The organism is Flavobacterium ginsengiterrae (assembly GCF_039539785.1).
Lineage (GTDB): Bacteria > Bacteroidota > Bacteroidia > Flavobacteriales > Flavobacteriaceae > Flavobacterium > Flavobacterium ginsengiterrae.
The window spans coordinates 1,299,094-1,315,452 of record NZ_BAABDU010000003.1; the positions used below are offsets into that span (position 1 = coordinate 1,299,094).

A 16,359-nucleotide genomic window follows, 5' to 3' on the forward strand; every position below is an offset into this window, starting at 1 on the left:
GCTTTTTAATATTGAAAAAATAATATATTAACCTAAAGTAACTCTTTTGAAACCAGTGATTTCAACGTTGAATCCTTTAACATAATCACTTACTTTTTTACTGTCATCTTTGATGAAGTTTTGGTCAAGTAACGCTTTTTCTTGATCTAACGTAGTGTTGTCAGAGATAAAACGTTGTACTTTTCCTGGAAGGATTTTGTCCCAGATTTGCTCTGGTTTACCTTCAGCTTTTAATTCAGCTTTAGCATCTTCTTCTGCTTGTTTGATAACTTCAGGAGTTAATTGAGAGAAAGAGATGTATTTAGGAACATTTTTTAAAGTTTTTCCTAAACGTTTTGCTTCTTCGTTATCTTTTTCGATTACAGCAATACGAGCAGCAAGTTCAGATTCAACGAAAGCAGGATCAAAATCTTTGTAAGATAATGTATCAGCTCCCATAGAAGCAACTTGCATAGAGATATCTTTAGTTAAAGTCTCAGCGTTGTCAACTTTAGCAGAAATAGCTGTTAAAGCAGCAATTTTGTTAACGTGAACGTAAGATCCAACGAAAGCACCTTCTAAAATTTCGAAACCACCGATTTCGATTTTCTCACCAATAACTCCAGTTTGCTCAATTAATTTTTCAGCAACAGTAATTCCGTTGAAATCAGAAGCTAAGAAATCTTCTTTAGAAGAGAAGTTGATAGCTCTTTCAACTAAATCTTTAGCTAAAGTTACGAAAGCTTCATTTTTACCTACGAAGTCAGTTTCGCAGTTTAAAGTAATGATAGCTCCTTTAGTGTTGTCTGCATTGATAAAAGAAACAGCAGCTCCTTCAGAAGACTCACGGTCAGAACGGTTAGCAGCAACTTTTTGTCCTTTTTCTCTAAGGATTTGGATCGCTTTATCGAAATCTCCTTCAGCTTCAACTAAAGCTTTTTTACAGTCCATCATTCCGGCACCTGTAGATTGTCTTAATTTATTTACGTCTGCAGCAGTAATTGTTGACATAATATTTTGAATTTTAAGTGTTAAAAATAAAAATTCCAATTTTTAAATCCCAAATTCCAATTTTACTAAATTATCAACATAACGTTTTTAATTCTATTGGATTTTGGAATTTAAAATTGGAATTTAAAATTTGATTTATTCTTCAGTTGCAGGAGCAGCTTCAGCTTCAACAGCAGGAGCTTCTTCAGCAGCTTCAACTTCTTTTTCTGCACCTCTGTCAGATAGACCTTCGATTACAGCAGTAGTTACTAAAGATAAAATTTTGTCAATTGATTTAGAAGCGTCATCATTTGCAGGAATCACGTAATCAACCTCTCTTGGGTCAGAATTCGTATCAACCATTGCGAAAACTGGAATGTTTAATTTTTGAGCTTCTTTTATTGCGATGTGTTCAGCTTTGATATCTACTACGAACAATGCTGCAGGTAGTCTAGACATATCAGCAATTGAACCTAAGTTTTTCTCTAATTTAGCACGTAGACGATCAACTTGTAAACGCTCTTTTTTAGAAAGTGTGTTGAAAGTACCATCTTTCTTCATTTTATCGATAGAAGACATTTTTTTAACTGCCTTTCTGATAGTTACGAAGTTAGTTAGCATTCCACCTGGCCATCTTTCAGTGATGTAAGGCATGTTTGCAGCTTTTGCTTTATCAGCAACGATGTCTTTTGCTTGTTTTTTGGTAGCTACGAATAAGATTTTTCTACCTGATGCAGCGATTTTTTTCAAAGCTTCGTTAGCTTCTTCAATTTTAGCTGCAGTTTTATATAGATTGATAATGTGAATACCATTACGCTCCATATAAATGTAAGGAGCCATGTTTGGATCCCATTTTCTAGTCATGTGTCCGAAGTGAACACCTGCTTCTAGTAATTCTTTTACTTCTATTTTGTTTGCCATTTTTGTACTAGTTTACGTTCTGTTGATTAGCAATGTATAAATGGCGATTTCTCTGGCTTTATACATTTAGATGCTAAACTATATCCTACCTCGATAGGAGAGCAACAATAACTGTGTTTTTTAATTTCAATAAATAATTGATAATGTCTTGTCCCATCTGAACAAGACAGGTAATATTAACGTTTAGAGAACTGGAATCTCTTACGAGCTTTCTTCTGACCGAATTTCTTACGTTCAACCATTCTTGGGTCTCTTGTTAATAAACCTTCTGGCTTAAGGATAGCTCTGTTTTCAGCGTTAACTTCACACATTACGCGTGCTAATGCCATTCTTACAGCTTCTGCTTGACCAGTTGTACCACCTCCGTAAACGTTTACTTTTACGTCAAAGTTACTAGCGTTTTCTGTCATAGAAAGCGGTTGTAAAACTTTGTATTGTAAAGTTGCAGTTGGAAAGTAAGTTGCGAATTCTTTTTTGTTTACAGTGATGTTTCCAGTTCCTTCAGAAACGTATACACGTGCAACAGCGGTTTTTCTTCTACCGATTTTGTGAATAACTCCCATTACTTAAGATCATTTAGGTTAACAGTTCTAGGTTTTTGAGCTCCGTGAGTGTGCTCAGCTCCTACAACAACATTTAGATTTCTGAAAAGTTCTGCTCCTAATTTGTTTTTAGGTAACATACCTTTTACTGCTTTTTCTACTAATAATGCAGGGTTTTTAGCTTGCAATACTTTAGCAGTTAAAGTTCTTTGTCCTCCTGGGTAACCTGTATGACGCATGTAAATTTTGTCATTCAATTTTGTACCTGTAAGGTTAATTTTTTCTGAGTTGATAACAATTACGTTATCTCCACAGTCAACGTGCGGTGTGTAACTTGGCTTGTACTTACCTCTTAAGATCATAGCAACCTTAGATGCAAGACGTCCTAAGTTATGACCTTCAGCGTCAACAACAATCCACTCTTTAGTTACAGTGCCTTTGTTTGCCGAAACTGTTTTGTAGCTTAATGCGTCCATAATATTATTTTAATTAAACATTCCATCCCCAATAAAGGGGATGCAAAAGTACAATTAATTATTTTAAAACCAAATACCTTAAAGAATATTTTATTGGCTGAAAATCAGGCATTCAGTTTTTGAATTAAATGGACATAAAAAAAGCACCTTGACATTTTACTGCAAAGGTGCTTTAATCTTTTGAATTATTTTTTAATTACACTATAAATATATTAGCAATATCGACTACTTGCTGTGTTGTAAGCGGCTCATCATAAGCTTCTGAACCTGCCGCAGCGCCAAATGCTGATGCAGTATTAAAACCTGCCTGCATTGTTACGCCCTCGCCATCATAAACTGCTTGTGTCGCCGCGGGCATTCCTGCACCTCTTTCAGCATTAGAGATCCATCCTTTTAATCCGCGTAAGCGTCTTACCTCTGAAGCATGACGGGCTTCAACTGAATGAATCTGTAAAGCAGCTGTAAGTAAATCTGGTGCAGATATCAAATTTGCTGCCTGACCTTTATAGGCTCTGACACCAGTATCTTCAAAAGCTTGTGCCAATGCCAGAAAGGTTGGATAATCATTAAAAGGATCAAATGCACCGCCAACTGTAAAATCAAAAGTAGGTTTAGGAACAAAGTTGGCACTTGCTGTTCCGCCTAGTCCTGCAATTAAAAAAGATACGTGATCTGATTCGTGAGCAGCAATCTGCTGAAAAACTTTTAAATCGCGTCCGCCATTTTCAGAAGCCGGAATTACACCAGAGTCTAATGCCATGGCATAAAATTCGTTTTCAAGATATTCTAATGTCAGAGCAAACTGCAAAGCTCCAATTGGTGTGGCTGGAGTTGCTGTAATATCTTTTGCAAATGCTTTACTGGTTAATGCTGATAATCCGAAAGGAATTGACGCCAGAGCCAGATTTTTTCCAATATTCCCAAACTGAGTAAAACTGTCTCTTCTTGAGCCAGTGCTTTTCATTAAATTATCATCAGTAAAGGTTTCTATAAGTTTTAAAATATTCATAATTTCTAAGTTTTAGCTAGTTAAGATTAAGGTAAATATTTGGCCGTGAATTTTGTAGTAATGAATCCTGCTGCAACTGGTAGGATTTTTGACGGATCTTTTGCGGCATCTAATCCGCTTGAAGTGCTCACAATATCGTCTCCTGCAAAATCTTTTGAATTAGGATTAATTAAACTTCGAATTGCAGAAGCGTGTCGGGCTTCTACAGAAACAATTTTTCCGGCTAATAGTAAATAATCTGCACTTTTAATAAGTCGGCCCGCACCATTATAAGCGGCAACGCCTGTGTCTTCAAGTGCTTTTGCGGTAGCTAAAACTTCGGTACGGCTGTTAAAATTTAAAGAGCCATAGCTAAAGGCTAAAGAAGGAAGTAATTGAGAACTAGGATCAGGAAGTGCTCCGGTTAAAGCAGCTTTAAAAAAATCTCTGTGAATTACTTCATGATGGTATAAGTCGGTTAGAACCTGACGTTCAGTATCATTAAATACAGTATTAAAACTTGAGGCGTTTACTACTTTAGTATAAAAATCGGCTTCCAGCTGTTCTAAAGCATAAGCATAAGTTAGAACACCAAAATCTCCAGATCCTAAGTCAAAAACACCATTTTTAACTCCGGGTAAGGAATTGTCCTCCATATTATTGTCATTATCATTGTCGCTGCAGCCAGCTAAAACCAAACCTGCGGTAACTAACGTTAATCCACTGAGCTTTAGAAAGCTTCTTCTGCTATCCAGTGAAGGGTTAACTTCATGAATTTTAACTTCATTTTTCATAATTTAGGTTTTTTATTAAGGTTAATAACATCGTATTAAGGTTATTAACGAAATTTTTGTAAGTGCGGTTTCAGAAAATCGTTCTTTTTTAGAATTATTTCGAATAGACAGCATAATTTGAAATACTGGTAGTTGTTTTTTGTTTTATTTTCGGTAATTCTACTATATTTGTATTAATTACATAAACTTTTATTAGATGAAAGCTAAAGCAACTCTAAAACAAATTGCGAAGGAACTAGGTGTTTCTGTGTCAACAGTGTCTAAGGCGCTAAACGACAGTCCGGAAATAAGTGAGCAGACGAAGGTGAAGATTAAGGAGTATGCCAAACTCAAAAATTATAAGCCGAATGTTATTGGTCTGAATTTAAAGAATAGAAAAACCAAAACAATTGGTGTAATTATACCTAATATATTAAACTCTTTTTTCGCAAAGGTGTTTAGCGGTATTGAGAAAGTAGCAGACAAAAAAGGTTACAATGTTATAACTTGTATTTCTAACGAATCTTTAGAAAAAGAAGTTCATACACTTGAAATGCTTAGCAACGGTACAATTGATGGTTTTATTCTTTCTGTTTCAGAAGAAGCGCAAAAACTTCAGGATTATAATCACTTCTCTGAAATTATTAACGACGGTACGCCAATTGTAATGTTTGACCGAATTGCAGATGAAGTAGATTGCGATAAAGTGGTTGTAGATGATTTCGACTCGGCTTTAAACTCGACACAGCATTTAATAAACTTAGGATGTAAAAATATTGCCCTAATTTCTTCTGTAGATAATTTAAGTATTGGAAAATTAAGAGCCGATGGTTATTTGAAAGCTTTAAAGGATAATAATATTCCGGTAAACGAAAAAATCATACTTCGTACAGATTCTGAAGAAGATATGAAAAGCAGAATTGAAGGAATTTTAGATGAGAAAGTTGACGGAATTTTTGCTTTAGATGAAAATGATTCGGTTGCTGCTTTAAGAGTAAGTTTGAAAAAAGGATTTAGAGTTCCGGAAGATATTTCGATTATTGGTTTTGCAGACGGAATCTTGGCTTCAAGACGTTTATCTCCAAGTTTAACGACTGTAAGTCAGCACGGAATTGAAATTGGAGAAGTAGCGGCAAAAAGACTTATTCAAAGGCTTGAAGAACCTGAAGGCGAAACGTCTGATTACGAAACTATCGTTATTAAAACAAAATTGAAAGAAAGAGAATCAACCCGAAAAAAATAAGAAACAAAAAATCCATTCATTTGAATGGATTTTTTTTATTTTAGTTCGTAAGGGAATTTAGGATTTTTATACTTTTTTAATTTCTCAAAGGGAACTAAAAAAGAATCTTCGCAAGCTCTTGCCGCTCTATAAAAAATGGGTGTAAATTGAATTCCTTTCTCTGTATAACTCCAGGAAGGAAAGTCCCAATATTCTTCGTTAGTATAATCGCAAGGATCATCATCAACATTTTTTGGCTTTTCAAAATGATGTTCAGAATTAATTACAGCTAATAGTTTAGGAGCAAAGAAATCACTTCTGTATTTTGAAAAAGCATCAAAATTATTTTCTTTGTCGCCAGTTACACTTTTATCAAAAGCAAGAATATCATCAATTTCATATTGTTTGCCGTTATTTAAATCAACAAGATAGCCGCTTCCTCCAAAATCCGGATGCGCCCCTCCGCAGTAATAAGAAGAGAAAATTTCAAAACCTAAAAGATTTGTATTTAAAAAATTGATAGTTGCAGATCCTTCAATTCCATTACCATTGCTATACTCGAAATTTGAAGAACAATTCAGCTGGCTTAATGTATTCTGAACATGAATTTCTTCTAAAATAGGATTAATGACAGCTTTGTTTTTATCTGAAAAATTGTTTCCAAGCCTAAAGAAATCAGAATCGCAGTGTTTTTCAGAATATCAGACAAATTCTTTGTTGTTATAAGTTGTGGTTTTCTGTTTTTTAAAATCAAGAAATTTGTATTTTACAAAGTTTAGTTTTTCGTCATCAAACCTAATTTTTAGATTCGATTTGTAATTAGCGAAATTTACAGGTTCAAGATGAACAGGTAATTTTTTATCTTTTGCATCATACCAAAAACCATCGAAATTATTTCCTGATTTTTTCAAATAAAATTTTTCAACGACAGTCTCATTAGGTTTGAAATAAAAAGTGAAGTTATTATCGTCCTTCATTTTTCCTTCCAGCTTAATGTCTTTTAATGAGCTTTGATAGAAGTAAACAGCATTTGGAGTAGTATCATCTTTATAAATCTCAAATCTCATAAATATTCTGCTTTTTCCAAGAGTTCCTTCTAAATAATATGCTTTTTCCTGACAAAAAGCGATTGCGGAATACAAAAAGCATAGATAGAAAAAAAACGTTTTAAATTTTGATCTCATTTTTAATTTTTGGGTTTATTGAAGTCAACAAATGTATTTAAAAGAAGTTTAATTCTTACAATTTTATAATTATAATAAAAAGAAATTAAATTTGAATGTTGGTATGGCTTTCAATGTTTTCTATTGATAAACATAGTGATATTACTTTTTTTGATTATATAAATATTGTTTTGAGAGTCAGAAATCAATGAAAAATTTAAATAGGGATTGGAGTCTACGAGAAAGAAATAAAATAAGAAAACCATTCGCCGCAGGGAATGGTTTTTTTATTTTAAATGAAAAGCAAAATAAATGCAAGTAGAAATAATAATGCGATTCTAAATTTCTTTTGCTGCTCTGCTTTTCGCAAATATCCTTCTTTTTCTAAATCCCAGGAAAAGATAATTTCGATAAGCGTTCCGCCTAAATTAAAAATGAAATCTGTTATATCGTAGCTTTCTTTTGCCTTTTTTAGAACTTCAAGATTTTCTTTCTTTGTTTCAATATATTTGGCTTGGTTGATTAATTTTAAATCAACTTTTCGATTATAAAGCTCATCTATTGCCAATTTATGAACTCTCGAATTCCATTTTTTTGGAGCACCGGCTATTGCTAGTAATTCTTTTGTTGTTCGGGTTTCTATAGGTGGCTTAAAATCGTCTGTCATATAAATTTAACACAAAATGTAAAAATCTAAATTATCAATGTGCTTCTAACCAATCTTTTCCTAAACCAATTTCAACTTCTAAAGGAACCGACATTTTAAATGCATTTTCCATTTCGTGTTTAATCATAGGCTGGATTTTTTCGAGTTCGTCGTTGTGAACATCGAACACAAGCTCATCATGTACCTGAAGCAGCATTCTTGATTTCCAGTTTTCGTCGCGAAGTTTTTTATGAATGTTGATCATTGCGATTTTAATTACATCGGCAGCACTTCCCTGAATTGGCGCGTTTACGGCATTTCGTTCTGCAGCGCTTCTTACTACGGCGTTAGCAGAATTAATGTCTTTTAAATAACGACGACGTCCTAAAATCGTTTGTACATAACCTTTTTCACGAGCAAAATCTACCTGATCTGAAATATAAGATTTTAAACGAGGATACGTTTTATAGTAAGCATCGATCAGAGCAGCGCTTTCACTTCTTGAAAGGGAAGTCTGATTACTTAATCCGAAAGCCGAAACACCATAGATAATTCCAAAGTTTACCGTTTTTGCATTACTTCTTTGTTCGCGTGAAACTTCTTCTAAGGCAACATTAAATACTTTTGCAGCGGTTGCACGGTGAATATCTTCTCCGTCCTGAAAAGCTTTAATCATATTTTCTTCGCCGCTTAAGGCTGCAATAATTCTAAGTTCAATCTGCGAGTAATCGGCAGATATTAAAGTGTGGTTTTCATCGCGTGCTACGAAGGCTTTACGAATCTGGCGTCCTCTTTCGGTACGAATTGGAATATTCTGTAAGTTCGGATTATTAGAACTTAAACGTCCTGTTGCAGCAACAGTCTGCATATAATCAGTATGAACTCGAAGTGTTTTTTTGTCAACCTGTTCCGGTAAAGCTAGAATATAAGTACTCTGCAGTTTTACCATTTGACGCCAGTCTAAAATGTCTTTTACAATTGGATTGTCGTTTGCCAGATACGTCAAAACTTCTTCGCCAGTTGCATATTGACCCGTTTTGGTTTTCTTTTGTTTAGCGCCGCCAATTTTTAGTTTATCAAATAGAATATCTCCTAATTGTTTTGGAGAAGCTAAATTGAAGGTTTCTCCGGCAGTTTCATAGATTTTTTGTTCCAATGATTTGATTTCAATGTCCATTTCACCAGACATTTGTTTTAAGAAATCAACGTCTAAACGAATACCTTCTGTTTCCATATCTGCCAAAACGCTTACTAATGGAATTTCGATTTCATCAAAAAGTTTTTTAGTTTCGGTTTTATCTAATTCGGTTGTAAAGATTTCTTTTAATTGTAAAGTAACATCAGCATCTTCTGCAGCATATTCTTTAATATCTTCTAAAGGAACATCACGCATAGAAAGCTGATTTTTTCCTTTTTTACCAATTAAAGTTTCAATAGATTTTGGTGAATATTTTAAATACGTTTCTGCCAGAATATCCATATTATGACGCATATCCGGATTAATTAAATAATGCGCAATCATGGTATCGAAAAGTTTTCCTTTTACAGTAACACCGTAATTAGAAAGGATTTTTAAATCGTATTTTAAGTTCTGACCGATTTTTTCGATGTTTTCATTTTCAAAAAACGGAACAAATTTATCAACTAAAGCCTGAGCTTCTTCCTGACTTTCCGGAACCGGAACGTAAAATGCTTTTCCTTTTTCATAAGCAAAAGACATTCCTACAAGTTCTGCATGCAGAGCATCAATTCCTGTAGTTTCGGTATCAAAACAAACTGCCGTTTGCTTTTGTAAATTTTGTAAAAGCAGTTTAATTCCTAAATCGCCCTGAATAGTCTGATATGAATGTTCTGTGTTTTCTAAAGTACTATAAAATGAATTTCTTGCTGCTTCGGCACTTTCGTCAAGAGTTGTTCCTCCACCTCCAAAAAGATCAAACTGGTCTTCGTTTTTTGGCTGTGGTTTTTTGTATAATTTGGCGTCAGAAGGAGTGTTATTATTTAATTCATTCCCGCCTCCAACTTTAAATAAGTTATCAAACTGTTCTGCCATTCTTCTAAATTCTAATTCCTGAAAAATAGCATCGGTTTTTTCGATGTCTGGACGTGAAAGTTCGTAATCTTCTTCATTAAATGTAACATCACAATCGCATATAATTGCGGCAAGCTTTTTAGATAAAATACCTTTATCTTTATTCGCTTCGATATTCTCTTTCATTTTACCTTTAAGCTTATCGGTATTAGCCAAAAGATTTTCCATAGAACCAAACTCTTTAAGGAATTTTTTCGCAGTAACTTCTCCAACACCCGGTAATCCTGGAATATTATCGACAGCATCACCCATCATTCCAAGAAAATCGATAACTTGTTCTGGTCTTTCGACTTCAAATTTTGCCAAAACCTCTGGAATTCCCCAAATTTCGATTCCGTTACCCATACGAGCAGGCTTGTACATGAAGATATTTTCAGAAACCAATTGTGCAAAATCTTTATCGGGAGTTACCATAAAAACTTTGTAATTCTGTTTTTCGGCTTGTTTGGCAATAGTTCCAATTAAGTCATCAGCTTCACATCCGGCAAGTTCAATAATCGGAATATGCATCGCTCTTAATAATTCCTGAATATAAGGAACAGCAATTTTGATTGCTTCTGGAGTTTCGTCTCGGTTAGCTTTATAGTCAGAATACATTTCTGTTCTTGCATGACTTCCTTCTTTGTCGAAAGCAACAGCTAAATGATCCGGTTTCTCTCTTTTAATAACATCCAAAAGTGAGTTCATAAAACCCATAATTGCAGATGTATCCATTCCTTTTGAATTGATTCTCGGGTTTTTAATAAAGGCATAATAACCACGAAAAATTAGTGCGTAAGCATCTAGAAGAAAAAGGCGTTTTTGAGTTGACATATTAAAAATATTAGTCTGTAAAAATAAACAATTGGGTTTTAAAAAACGATGCTGCTTTTGAAAATTAATTTTGATTGAACCATATAAGTGATATAAGTTCATTTTAGTAGAGACGCACAGTGATACGTCTAAATTGATTGTAATTAATTAAAGATATTAATGCGCTTCTATTACTTATATAGTGTTAGAAACGGCAAAGAGTTAATGTCAAGTTAAATTTTTTTATTCAGGGATTTCTTCATTTTCTCTTCATCTTACAGAGGTAATTTTGATCTGTAAAATAAAAATAATTATAATTTAAAATTTAGAAATCATGAGAAATTTATTGATGGTATTAGCAGCAGTTTTAGGCACAAGTGCAATGGTTCATGCATTTCCTGCAAAAGATGGTAAAACAGCTCCGGCAAAAGAAGTTAAAGCTCCAAAAAAAGCTAAAACCAAATCTGATAAAAAAACAAAATCAGTAAAAAGTGAAGCTCCAGCAGAAACAACAAAAGTAAAAAAATAAACAGAAAAGTAATTTAGAATAAAAAAGTTATTAATTTAAAAACTTAAAGTCATGAAAAATTTATTTATTGTATTAGCAGCAGTTCTAGGAACAAGTGTAATGGTTAGTGCTCAAACAACCCCAGCTCAGGCGGCTCCGGCAAAAGAAGTAAAAGCTACAAAACATCACCACCATAAAGGCAATAAAAAAGCAAAAGCAGAAACTCCAAAAGAAGAAACTGCTAACGTAAAAAAATAATAATTGCTCTCGTTTTGTTTTCGAAGCATTGTAACGAAGGCAAAACAGGAATAATTATGATGAATGCGATTGAAGAAGCTGATGAAGAAATTTATCAGCTTTTTTCATTCGTTAATTTTTTAATAATGTGCGGCTGGACTTTTGATAATTGATTAATTTTAGTTGCGTTTAAATGCCTTTGTTTATGAATGTTTTGATTGTTGAAGATAATAAAGAACTTGCTGTTGAAGTTTACGACTTTTTATGCACCGCTGGTTATATATGTAAAATTGCTCATAACTGCGCCGATGCGCTGGAGGAATTTGGCAGTAATGATTATGATGTTATGCTGCTTGATCTTGGTTTGCCGGATGGAGATGGTTTTGAGGTTTTGCAGACAATTCGAAAAACAAAATCAAAAATTGCAGTAATTGTGCTTACTGCCCGAGGTGAACTGGACGATAGAATTAACGGACTTCATCTTGGGGCTGATGATTATTTGACAAAACCTTTTGCCTTAACAGAATTAGCAGCCAGATTGTTTGCCGTAATCCGCAGAATTCATGGTTTTACTTTAAACAATCTAAGTATTCACGGATTTTTATTACAGCTTCAGGATTATAAAGTGAGTTTTAATGAGGTTCCTTTAAGTTTAACGAAAAAGGAATTTGACATTTTTCAGTATCTGGTTCTAAATAAAAATCGTGTCATTACAAGATTGCAGTTAACAGAACATATTTGGGGTGATATTCTTGAAGTAAATTCAGATTCTAATTTTATAGATGTTCATGTTCGCAATCTTCGAAAAAAATTAGACAAACATACTTCTATAGATTGGTTTGAAACAGTTCGAAATGTGGGTTATCGTATTAATGAATAAATAGTTTTTTGTGAAAATAAAACATCAATTAGCCATTTTTAACGCATTAACCAGATTACTGGTGATTTTAATTTTATGGCTGATGCTTCCTATTTTGGTCGAAAATGTCGTTTACAGACATATAAATAATGGTTTAATTGAAAAGAAGAAGAAATTTATAGATCATTTAAATCAGCAGGAAATTAATGATTTTATTGAAAATGAAGACGATTCGACCGAAACCTACTCGCAGTTTTCTACACTTCACAGCGAGTTTTTAGTTCTTTCGAGAGCACCTATTAAACCCCATCAAAAGAAAACTACTTTTAGTAATGAATATCGAATTATTGAAGGTGAAGAAAATGAATATCGAATTCTGCAGCATCATTTTAGTTATGAAAACGAAGATTATCAACTCGAAATTGGAAGCAGTCTGAGCGAGGTTAAAGACCTTACTTTTATTATAAAACTTTTTATAATAGTGGTTTTGGTTGTTATTCTTTTAGTGACTTTTTTGGCAGATACTTTTTATATCGAATATCTTTTAAAACCTTTTTACAAGATTATAGATACCAAAATAAGACGGGTTAACGAACCGGAAGTTTTTGATCATACGCCTATAAATGCTAAATCCAGAGATTTTAGAGAGCTTGATTTGGTTTTAAATCAAATGATGGATCGTATTGCTGAACTTTTTAAAAAAGAAAAACAATTTATTTCGAATGTTTCGCATGAACTTTTAACGCCAATTGCTTTATTAAAAAATAAACTCGAAAATTTATTACAGAACGATTCTTTAGATGATAATGCGGTTGATAAAATTGCCGGTTCACTGAAGACGCTCGATATGCTGAAAAAAATCATCAATAATCTTCTCTTGATTTCCAGAATTGAAAATAATCAATATGAAGCAAATGAAGTTGTCATGTTTCAGGAAATGATACAAGATTTGCAAGAAGATTTACAAGACCGAATTGAAGATAAAGGGATTGAGTTTATCAATAATATGGAACATGATTTTTGTTTTAAAGGAAACAAAACCCTAATTCATATTTTGATTTATAATTTAATTACAAACGCTATAAAGTATAATAAGCCAGAAGGTAGTATTATAGTATCTGACGGATTTGCAGAAAATCAATATTTTATTTCTATTACTGATTCTGGAATTGGGTTAAACGAATCACAGATCGAAAATATCTTTAATCGTTTTGCCAGAGTAAGTTCAGATCAGGAAGGGCAGGGGTTGGGTCTTGCTATTGCAAAAAGTATTGCAGTTTTTCATCATATTGAAATAAAAGTTACTTCGGTTATAAATGAGGGGACAACCTTTACATTGCTGTTTCCCGAAGAGCAAAAACACAATTAAAAGTTAATTTTTTCAGATTGGGTTAATCTTCATTTTGTCTTCATCTGCCAGTTCTACCTTTGAAGTATAAATAATGAAATAATCATCAAAAATCTACAATCATGAAAAAATTAATTTTATTAGCAGTGGCAGTTTTAGGAACAACTGCAATGGTTAACGCTCAAACCGCTCCAGTAAAAGAAACTCCGGCAAAAGAAGCAAAAGCCGCTAAAAAAGAGAAAAAAGCAGACAAAAAAGCTAAAAAAGCAGAAGCTAAGCCAGAAGCGGCAAAAGCTCAAAAATAATACAACAGGGCTTGTTGTAGAATAAAGGTTTTGAATAATTTGGTCGCAAAAGCTGATAGAGAAATCTATCGGCTTTTGCTATTATTTGAGTTAAATTTTTGATAATAAAAAGCAATAAAATTTTCATTCTTTGTTACTTTGCTGAAAACTGTAAATAAATGATCTTTCGTTTTATAATTCTATGTGCTCTTTTAGTATTTATTGAGTTCTATTCCTATCAAGCCTTTCGCACTTTAATTAAATTCAGATGGGTTTTAATAAGTTATCAGGTCATAAGTGTGCTTATTCTGTTATTCATTATCTATTCATTTTCTCAGGTTGATCGTTCAGTAGGGCAGACTAAACAGTTTATGTTTACTACAGGATTAATGTTGTTGGTTTATGTGCCAAAAATTGTTCTTACCTTAATAATGTTTGGCGAAGATATTATTAGAATTGGAGCAAGTATTCTAAATTATTTCGTTTATCATACACCGCGCAAAGAAATGATGCCGGACAGGCGAAAGTTTGTCAGCCAGATAGCTTTGGGTTTAGCAGCAGTTCCGTTTTTATCATTGATTTACGGAATTTTTGAAGGCAAGTATAATTTCAAAGTATTTAAGCAGACGATCTATTTTCCGGATCTTCCGGATGAATTTGACGGATTTAAAATAACACAGATTTCAGATGTGCACAGCGGTAGTTTTGATAATCCTGAAAAGATTAATTATGCTATTGATTTGATTAATCAGCAGGAATCTGACATGATTTTGTTTACTGGAGATATTGTAAATACTCATGCAAAAGAAATGCATCCGTGGCTTGAAACGTTTAACCGAATTAAAGATTACAAATACGGAAAATTTGCTGTTTTAGGAAATCATGATTATGGAGAATATGTAACCTGGCCTTCTGAAAAAGAGAAAGAGGAAAACTTCGCCGAAATTAAAAAACTCTATGGGAAAATAGGTTTTGATTTAATGTTGAATGAAAACAAATACATTCAAAAAGGCGAAGATAAAATTGCTTTGGTTGGAGTCGAAAACTGGGGTGTAAATTTCAAAAAAGCAGGAGATTTAAATAAAGCTTCAGAAAATCTTCATAAAGATGATTTTAAAGTTTTAATGAGTCATGATCCAAGCCATTGGGATGCCGAAATTAAAAATCACGCTAAGAATTTTCACTTAACTTTAGCCGGCCATACACACGGAATGCAGTTTGGAATTGAAATTCCGGGATATTTTAAATGGAGTCTGGCACAATATATTTATAAACAATGGGCGGGATTATACGAAGAAGCCGGAAGATACGTTTATGTTAACCGAGGATTTGGTTTTCATGCCTATCCGGGAAGAGTTGGAATTATGCCTGAAATCACAGTGATTGAACTAAAAAAGGGCAAGAATGTGGCTTAATTCGTTAAAAATGCTACATTTGTATTAATTATATCTTTTTAATAGATTAAAAGAATTAAATTTTTGGTTTTATGTCAAAATTTGGAGAACTAATAAATGCTCAGGTTCCGGTGTTAATTGACTTCTACACAGATTGGAACGAATCATCAGTATTGATGCATCCGGTAATAAAGGATGTTGCGGCTGCGCTGGGCGACAAAGCTAAGGTAATTAAGATTGATGTTGATAAAAATCAGGAATTAGCCGAAGCATTACGAATTAAAGGACTTCCGACTTTAATGATATATAAGGAAGGACAAATGATCTGGAGACAATCCGGAGAATTGGATGCGAATACACTTATAGGAATTGTACAGGATCAATTCGACGTATAATAAATCTCTCTGAAACGATATTATTAGTGAATAATATCAAATTTATATCCATTTTCTTTTAAAAAATGCAGTGTTTTTGGCAGAGCAAATTTTAAATTTGGTGAAGCCTTAATGCTGTCATGAAATACAATTACACTTCCAGATTTTACGTTTTTAGTTACGTTTTCAAGACATTTTTCAGGAGTGATCGATTGGTCAAAATCGGCGCTCAAAACATCCCACATAATTATTTTATAGCCTAATTTTCGTAGAATTTTTGACTGCGCTTTTTTGATTTTTCCATAAGGAGGACGGAATATCAAATTGTTGGGTTTGATTTCTTCTTCTAAAATCTGAGCGCAATTTTTGACATTTTCAATATAATCTTTAGTTTGAATTTTCCAGCCGTTTACATGGTTCATGGTGTGATTTCCAATAGAATGTCCGTCTCGTATTAGTTTTTCAAATAAAGATAAATTGGCTTTAATATTTTTTCCAATACAGAAAAAAGTAGCTTTTGCGTCGAATTTTTTCAATTCAGATAAAACCCAGTCTGTGATTTCTGGGGTAGGGCCGTCATCAAATGTTAAGTATACTTTCTTTTCATTATTTGGAATATCCCAGTAATATTTAGAAAATATCTTTTTTATAAATGAATTAGTTTTTACCCAATAAAAGCTCATTTTAATTGATTTAGATACAGTAAAAATAAAAAATGCAGCGCTTTATATCAAGAAGCGCTGCATTTTTTTAATCAATATAATTTTCGTA

At 33.2% G+C, this 16,359-nt stretch carries 18 protein-coding genes; 8 read left to right on the top strand and 10 right to left on the bottom strand.

Translation table 11 applies throughout. The features are described from left to right. Positions 1-27: 27 nt before the first annotated feature. The 6 genes from tsf to ABD859_RS08545 all read right to left on the bottom strand — a co-directional run bounded on the left by tsf (position 28) and on the right by ABD859_RS08545 (position 4,690). Entirely contained in the window at positions 28-990 is a 963-nt protein-coding gene (tsf, locus tag ABD859_RS08520) for a translation elongation factor Ts (RefSeq protein WP_345142910.1), read from the bottom strand. 135 nt (positions 991-1,125) lie between these two features. Beyond that, complete coding sequence (gene rpsB, locus ABD859_RS08525) at positions 1,126-1,890, bottom strand: 30S ribosomal protein S2 (RefSeq protein WP_095927954.1); 765 nt, start codon at positions 1,888-1,890, stop codon at positions 1,126-1,128. A 176-nt stretch (positions 1,891-2,066) separates the two neighbouring features. After that, positions 2,067-2,453, bottom strand: a complete 387-nt coding sequence (gene rpsI / locus ABD859_RS08530) for a 30S ribosomal protein S9 (protein ID WP_008466792.1) — start codon at positions 2,451-2,453, stop codon at positions 2,067-2,069. Continuing rightward, positions 2,453-2,908: a 50S ribosomal protein L13 gene (gene rplM, locus ABD859_RS08535; protein ID WP_125722248.1), complete on the bottom strand. Its 456-nt coding sequence runs from the start codon at positions 2,906-2,908 to the stop codon at positions 2,453-2,455. The genes rpsI and rplM overlap by 1 nt, the downstream gene beginning before the upstream one ends. A 196-nt stretch (positions 2,909-3,104) precedes the next feature. Continuing rightward, a complete protein-coding gene (locus tag ABD859_RS08540) occupies positions 3,105-3,917 on the bottom strand; it encodes a ferritin-like domain-containing protein (protein WP_345142920.1) in 813 nt (270 codons plus the stop codon). A gap of 26 nt (positions 3,918-3,943) precedes the next feature. Further along, positions 3,944-4,690 carry a ferritin-like domain-containing protein gene (locus ABD859_RS08545; protein WP_345142922.1) on the bottom strand — a complete coding sequence of 249 codons (747 nt, stop codon included), beginning with the start codon at positions 4,688-4,690 and terminating at the stop codon, positions 3,944-3,946. Positions 4,691-4,886: 196 nt separating this feature from the next. Here ABD859_RS08545 and ABD859_RS08550 point away from each other — a divergent pair, with 196 nt between their 5' ends. After that, complete coding sequence (locus ABD859_RS08550; protein WP_345142925.1) at positions 4,887-5,912, top strand: LacI family DNA-binding transcriptional regulator; 1,026 nt, start codon at positions 4,887-4,889, stop codon at positions 5,910-5,912. Between the two features lie 680 nt (positions 5,913-6,592). On the opposite strand, the gene ABD859_RS08555 is transcribed toward ABD859_RS08550, so the two are convergent. The 3 genes from ABD859_RS08555 to polA all read right to left on the bottom strand — a co-directional run bounded on the left by ABD859_RS08555 (position 6,593) and on the right by polA (position 10,605). Further along, positions 6,593-7,075, bottom strand: a complete 483-nt coding sequence (locus tag ABD859_RS08555; protein ID WP_345142928.1) for a hypothetical protein — start codon at positions 7,073-7,075, stop codon at positions 6,593-6,595. 271 nt (positions 7,076-7,346) lie between these two features. Further along, positions 7,347-7,721, bottom strand: a complete 375-nt coding sequence (locus ABD859_RS08560) for a hypothetical protein (protein WP_345142931.1) — start codon at positions 7,719-7,721, stop codon at positions 7,347-7,349. A gap of 34 nt (positions 7,722-7,755) precedes the next feature. Then, positions 7,756-10,605: a DNA polymerase I gene (polA, locus tag ABD859_RS08565; RefSeq protein ID WP_345142934.1), complete on the bottom strand. Its 2,850-nt coding sequence runs from the start codon at positions 10,603-10,605 to the stop codon at positions 7,756-7,758. 313 nt (positions 10,606-10,918) lie between these two features. Here polA and ABD859_RS08570 point away from each other — a divergent pair, with 313 nt between their 5' ends. The 7 genes from ABD859_RS08570 to ABD859_RS08600 all read left to right on the top strand — a co-directional run bounded on the left by ABD859_RS08570 (position 10,919) and on the right by ABD859_RS08600 (position 15,609). After that, entirely contained in the window at positions 10,919-11,113 is a 195-nt protein-coding gene (locus tag ABD859_RS08570; RefSeq protein WP_345142937.1) for a hypothetical protein, read from the top strand. A 51-nt stretch (positions 11,114-11,164) separates the two neighbouring features. Next, positions 11,165-11,350: a hypothetical protein gene (locus tag ABD859_RS08575; RefSeq protein ID WP_345142940.1), complete on the top strand. Its 186-nt coding sequence runs from the start codon at positions 11,165-11,167 to the stop codon at positions 11,348-11,350. A gap of 184 nt (positions 11,351-11,534) precedes the next feature. Further along, positions 11,535-12,209, top strand: coding sequence for a response regulator transcription factor (locus tag ABD859_RS08580; protein ID WP_345142942.1), 675 nt, complete (start codon positions 11,535-11,537; stop codon positions 12,207-12,209). Between the two features lie 10 nt (positions 12,210-12,219). Beyond that, complete coding sequence (locus tag ABD859_RS08585) at positions 12,220-13,557, top strand: sensor histidine kinase (protein ID WP_345142945.1); 1,338 nt, start codon at positions 12,220-12,222, stop codon at positions 13,555-13,557. Positions 13,558-13,658: 101 nt separating this feature from the next. Further along, positions 13,659-13,841: a hypothetical protein gene (locus ABD859_RS08590; protein WP_012023698.1), complete on the top strand. Its 183-nt coding sequence runs from the start codon at positions 13,659-13,661 to the stop codon at positions 13,839-13,841. Positions 13,842-13,999: 158 nt separating this feature from the next. Continuing rightward, on the top strand, positions 14,000-15,235 hold the full coding sequence (locus tag ABD859_RS08595) for a metallophosphoesterase (RefSeq protein ID WP_345142950.1): 1,236 nt from the start codon (positions 14,000-14,002) through the stop codon (positions 15,233-15,235). A gap of 71 nt (positions 15,236-15,306) precedes the next feature. Continuing rightward, the gene (locus tag ABD859_RS08600) at positions 15,307-15,609 is read left to right on the top strand and encodes a thioredoxin family protein (RefSeq protein ID WP_053474396.1); all 303 of its coding nucleotides are present in this window, start codon (positions 15,307-15,309) and stop codon (positions 15,607-15,609) included. 23 nt (positions 15,610-15,632) lie between these two features. Here the strand turns inward: ABD859_RS08600 and ABD859_RS08605 are convergent, their stop codons facing one another. After that, complete coding sequence (locus ABD859_RS08605) at positions 15,633-16,271, bottom strand: polysaccharide deacetylase family protein (protein ID WP_345142954.1); 639 nt, start codon at positions 16,269-16,271, stop codon at positions 15,633-15,635. Positions 16,272-16,359 lie beyond the last annotated feature (88 nt).

Coding starts and splice junctions, on each gene's coding strand:
- ABD859_RS08605 (WP_345142954.1), bottom strand. CDS start 16,271: ATGAGCTTTTATTGGGTAAAAACTAATTCATTTATAAAAAAGATATTT.
- ABD859_RS08550 (WP_345142925.1), top strand. CDS start 4,887: ATGAAAGCTAAAGCAACTCTAAAACAAATTGCGAAGGAACTAGGTGTT.
- ABD859_RS08570 (WP_345142937.1), top strand. CDS start 10,919: ATGAGAAATTTATTGATGGTATTAGCAGCAGTTTTAGGCACAAGTGCA.
- tsf (WP_345142910.1), bottom strand. CDS start 990: ATGTCAACAATTACTGCTGCAGACGTAAATAAATTAAGACAATCTACA.
- ABD859_RS08555 (WP_345142928.1), bottom strand. CDS start 7,075: ATGAGATCAAAATTTAAAACGTTTTTTTTCTATCTATGCTTTTTGTAT.
- rplM (WP_125722248.1), bottom strand. CDS start 2,908: ATGGACGCATTAAGCTACAAAACAGTTTCGGCAAACAAAGGCACTGTA.
- ABD859_RS08590 (WP_012023698.1), top strand. CDS start 13,659: ATGAAAAAATTAATTTTATTAGCAGTGGCAGTTTTAGGAACAACTGCA.
- ABD859_RS08560 (WP_345142931.1), bottom strand. CDS start 7,721: ATGACAGACGATTTTAAGCCACCTATAGAAACCCGAACAACAAAAGAA.
- rpsI (WP_008466792.1), bottom strand. CDS start 2,453: ATGGGAGTTATTCACAAAATCGGTAGAAGAAAAACCGCTGTTGCACGT.
- ABD859_RS08540 (WP_345142920.1), bottom strand. CDS start 3,917: ATGAATATTTTAAAACTTATAGAAACCTTTACTGATGATAATTTAATG.
- polA (WP_345142934.1), bottom strand. CDS start 10,605: ATGTCAACTCAAAAACGCCTTTTTCTTCTAGATGCTTACGCACTAATT.
- ABD859_RS08545 (WP_345142922.1), bottom strand. CDS start 4,690: ATGAAAAATGAAGTTAAAATTCATGAAGTTAACCCTTCACTGGATAGC.
- ABD859_RS08595 (WP_345142950.1), top strand. CDS start 14,000: ATGATCTTTCGTTTTATAATTCTATGTGCTCTTTTAGTATTTATTGAG.
- ABD859_RS08580 (WP_345142942.1), top strand. CDS start 11,535: ATGAATGTTTTGATTGTTGAAGATAATAAAGAACTTGCTGTTGAAGTT.
- ABD859_RS08600 (WP_053474396.1), top strand. CDS start 15,307: ATGTCAAAATTTGGAGAACTAATAAATGCTCAGGTTCCGGTGTTAATT.
- ABD859_RS08575 (WP_345142940.1), top strand. CDS start 11,165: ATGAAAAATTTATTTATTGTATTAGCAGCAGTTCTAGGAACAAGTGTA.
- rpsB (WP_095927954.1), bottom strand. CDS start 1,890: ATGGCAAACAAAATAGAAGTAAAAGAATTACTAGAAGCAGGTGTTCAC.